Below are 4154 nucleotides of genomic sequence, written 5' to 3'. Positions count from 1 at the left end.
ACGGCGCTAGCCTAGGGGGACGAGGACTAGGAACGTATAGCCCGACCCTGAGCCCGGTAAATTGTTGTTCAAAATGCCAATAGGCATGCGAAGGGGACCCGCCAAATAGAAATTTCAGAAAGCATAAAAATGGTAACAATATTTCATCCATTCAAATGAAATAAAGATAGCCCAAATTAGGAGACTTAAAAGAATTATTGAACCAAAATTCGATGTTGTAAGGCGTATTTTTGTCCAAGCGAGTTGGTTAGATCAAAACGATGGGTTATTCCGGTTCCGGACGCTACTTGTGGTACCACATAACTGATTTGTCTTAAAAAACCTTGCTGATACCAAAAAAAGTCATTTGGTCCTAAAGTCTCAATCAATTCTTCCTTAGTAAATCCAATTTTTCTAAACACTTTCATCTCGGCAATTTGTTGGTTCAAACCCATGGGGCTGTAGCAAGGTTGAATGAAGGCGGTATCACCAACGGCTAAAGTGTCTTTATCTTTAAAATCAAAGAAATGAAAAAGAAAGGCATAATTGACCGGTTGAAATTTAAAGGCAATTTGGGCCGATGCTTTTTCCCCATCTTCCGATTCAGTGGTAGCCCTTAGGTAAAGAAAGTTTCTAACTCCGGCATACAGGTCATAAGGTACTTCGTAAATAATACTATCAATGAGGTAACCCGGGGCGTCCACTGCACCATAGTTTACAGTTGTTAATACATCATTATCTGCTAAAACCTCGTATTTAATGGATTTCAATTTATAGGCCGGATTGATAGTTATTTTACCAAAGAAGTTGTAGTTAGAAGCCAGGAAAATGGTGTCGTTTGTATAATCCTCTCCGGTAATATGATCAAGAACCTGGAAACTCGGGGTTGAATAAGCATCTGCCGCATTTTTTTTGCAAGACGAAAGGAAAATTGCAGGAAAACTAAGTAAAATTAGGATGGTTTGTTTTAATTGCATGATGGTTAAATGGGTAAGTTATTAGGGTAGTTCAATTAAATCAATCGGACTGAAAAAAGTTCCGTTGTTATCGGTTGACCAAATTTCGCAGGTTGCCCAAAGCTTGGTACCATTGGAATAAACGCCTGTGATAGTTGCATTTTGGTCATCAACTGTCTTTAACAAAGTAAAGTTGCCTCCATCCAATACATAAATTCCGTTTTTGGCATTTTGAATAAGGTTAGTCGAAGATCCGTTGCAAACCAACTGGTTGTTCCAAATAGCAAAGCAGGTGTAATTGGCAACATCGGTTTGAAAAGGAACATCATCAAAAACCTTGGAGAAACTAATTCCATCAAATTTAAAAACACCCAGGGTGTTGTTGGGTTTAAAGACCAAAATCCAGGGTTCAGAGCCGTTGCGAACAAATTTCACCCTGGCAGGTTCATAGAAATTGGTAATGTTGACCCCTGCAAACTTTCTAATTTGGGTGGTAGGAATGCTTCCGAGATTGATCCAGCTTACCCCGTCAAATCCCTTTAAATTCAAATTTCCGTCAAATTCGGAATTGGCCGGAAGGTTGGTATAGGCGAAAAAGGCATTGTTGTCTTCCGTTACCTGGTAATCAAATCCTTGAGGTTGAACTTCAAGATCGGTGAAGTTTTCTTCCTGCATAACACCACTTACATAGTTGTAACGTTTCAAATAAATGGTTTGTAAGCCATTGTATGCACCACCTACACCACTAATTAATTGGTTGTTTTCTTCCCAGGCAATATTTTCAATTCCCATTCCTGTAAATTGAGGAACAGTTAAACCTGAACTACTGCATAGTCCTTGTTTCCAAAGTCCTTCACTGGCTAAACGAAAGCGATAGGAGTGGAAAATATTTCCCTGAGCATCCAACTCATCTGTTGTTTCATAAATATCATACACATCGGTTCCTTTGCAAGGGGAGTAATCACTTTTTTGGAATACTTTATTTTCAAAATAACCATAATAGGTAAAAACGGATGTTTGACCATTGGCAACGAGGTTTTCTTCGCTTTGCCATGCAACATGCAGTTTCCCATTAATTTCTCTAACATCAAACACTTTAAGAAAAAAGTTACCTGTTTGGGAGTTTTCCTGTTCGTAAGAGTCTAATCTTCCTAAGAAATTAAAACCTAAGTCTGAATAGAGTTGGGTAAGTTTAGCAGGGTCATACCCTTTCGGGGTGTTGGTGTTGTTATCCTGGTCTTTTTTGCAGGATGAAATTCCGATCAAAAGAAAGGAACATATGAAAAGGGTTGCTTTTTGAAGATTCATGGTGAGCTATTCAAGGATTAATTTTTGGGCAGAAATACCTCCATTTGCTTTCTTAATCATTACAGTGTAGATACCTTTTGGTAAATGCGAAAGATTAAATTGATTAGCGTATTCCTTAATTTGGGAGGAGTATAAGCACTGACCAATCCTATCAACTATGGTTACCTGAGAGTTGGGTTGTTCTATTCGGAGTTCGAATTTACCCTGACTTGGATTGGGAAAAACTTCATCATGAAAACTTTGTTGGCTATCAACAGAAAGAATATTACTTAATCTAACAACCCACATATCCGATCCTATATCCCCTAAATGATTCCAAATATCTCCATCTGTAGAGGTTGACATTCCGGCAAAAGCGAACCACTGGTCGGAGGTTTGAATAATGGAGTTGGCTATTTCAACTTTAGTACCTCCATAGGTATTTTCCCATTGAATGGAGCCTGTTTCATCTATTTTAACTATCCAGGCACTTTCTAGCCCTTTTAAATTGGAAATTTGATCATTGTTCGAGGCGGTCTTGGCAGCGAAAATATAACCACCGTCAGATGTTTGAAAAATGGAATTTCCAATTTCATTATCTGTCCCGCCATATGTTTTTTCCCAAAGAATGGTTCCGGATGAATCAAGTTTTACTACCCAAACATCGCTCGATGCTAATGTTCCTCTGTGAAAGGAAACATCCAAATCGTCTGAGTAGGTATAACCTATCAAAATATACCCTCCGTCACTTGTCTTTTTAATGCAATTAGCCCCATCCCATTTCGATCCTCCATAGGTTTTGGCCCAAATGGTTTGACCTTGGTTATCCAGTTTAACCACCCAACAATCACTGTTGTCATAATTATCTACCGCCGCTGTTCCATGATGGTCTGATACATCGTAATCAAATGAATAGGTGTTACCGGCTATAACAGCACCTCCATTTTCCGTTGCAAGGATAGAAAAGCCTTCATCTAAATCGGTTCCACCTAATGTTCTTTGCCAAAGTAAATTACTTGCTGAACCTAAACGTACTACCCAGATGTCGTTTTTTTGATTGTTTTCATCTGTTACAGTTCCATGAAAGCCATCTACTTCATCATTGTTTGAATTGGTAGTTCCAACCATCAAATACCCACCATCGGGCATAATGGCCAGGTCATAACCTTTTTCATGAAATTTTCCTCCAAAAGGTTTTTGCCATTGTTGATTGCCATTTGCATCTAATTTAACTAGCCAAAAATCAGAAGTGAAAAGTTCTCCTCCATGATTTGGGTAGGTATTTACATCACCATCTTTGGAACTACTGCTTCCAAAAACTATGTATCCACCATCCAAAGTTTGTCCTCCTGAATATCCTGATTCTCCAGACGTTCCACCAAGGCATTTTTTCCATTCTGTTTGGCCTAAAGCGTTTAATTTAACAGCAAACAAATCGCTAATACCAGAGCCATGATTGGAAATTGCATCTAGGTCTGATGACATGGTTTCTCCAACCACGAAATATCCACCGTCAGAAGTCTGGCAAATAAATCTTCCAAAATCAGCAGAAGTTCCTCCCAGGTTTTTCCTCCATTCAATTAAAGGCGTTTGGGAAAATGCCAAACTTAATAGTATGCAAGGCGAAAAAAGTGAGATTAAAAGCGTGAATTTTGCCATTTTTTATTTCTTTAAATTTCTTTTGGTTCTATAGTCACTGTGTTAAATTAAACCATCTTAATTTGGTATTCAGTGGTTATTATTTCTCTGACAAAAGAATGGAATAATTTCAATAATATGTAAGAAAGGAAATAAATTGGTAAGAATAAAAAAAAAGCGGAAAGTCTCTTGAATGTTAAAAATTAGGTTTAGTGGAAATTGTAAAGGATTAAACTAAAATGTTCAAAAAAAAAAGAGATCAAACTGATCTCCTTTTTTTGAGTGTTTTACCTC

The 4154-nt window shown here is 37.8% G+C and carries 3 protein-coding genes; all 3 read right to left on the bottom strand.

Features of this window, described 5'->3' with window-relative positions; genetic code table 11:
• Positions 1–194 precede the first annotated feature (194 nt).
• From K1X82_14980 to K1X82_14970, 3 genes are read right to left on the bottom strand one after another with little or no spacing between them, the layout of a single operon-like run.
• Positions 195–956 (bottom strand): hypothetical protein, encoded by a 762-nt coding sequence (locus K1X82_14980; GenBank protein ID MBX7183413.1) that lies wholly within the window; start codon positions 954–956, stop codon positions 195–197.
• Positions 957–977: 21 nt separating this feature from the next.
• On the bottom strand, positions 978–2243 hold the full coding sequence (locus tag K1X82_14975) for a hypothetical protein (protein MBX7183412.1): 1266 nt from the start codon (positions 2241–2243) through the stop codon (positions 978–980).
• A 6-nt stretch (positions 2244–2249) separates the two neighbouring features.
• Complete coding sequence (locus tag K1X82_14970; GenBank protein ID MBX7183411.1) at positions 2250–3881, bottom strand: T9SS type A sorting domain-containing protein; 1632 nt, start codon at positions 3879–3881, stop codon at positions 2250–2252.
• Positions 3882–4154: the final 273 nt, after the last annotated feature.

This window comes from Bacteroidia bacterium (assembly GCA_019695265.1).
In the GTDB taxonomy this organism is placed as follows: domain Bacteria; phylum Bacteroidota; class Bacteroidia; order JAIBAJ01; family JAIBAJ01; genus JAIBAJ01.
Note: the sequence above shows the minus strand (reverse complement) of the source record. Positions and strands in the feature narration are given on the sequence as shown.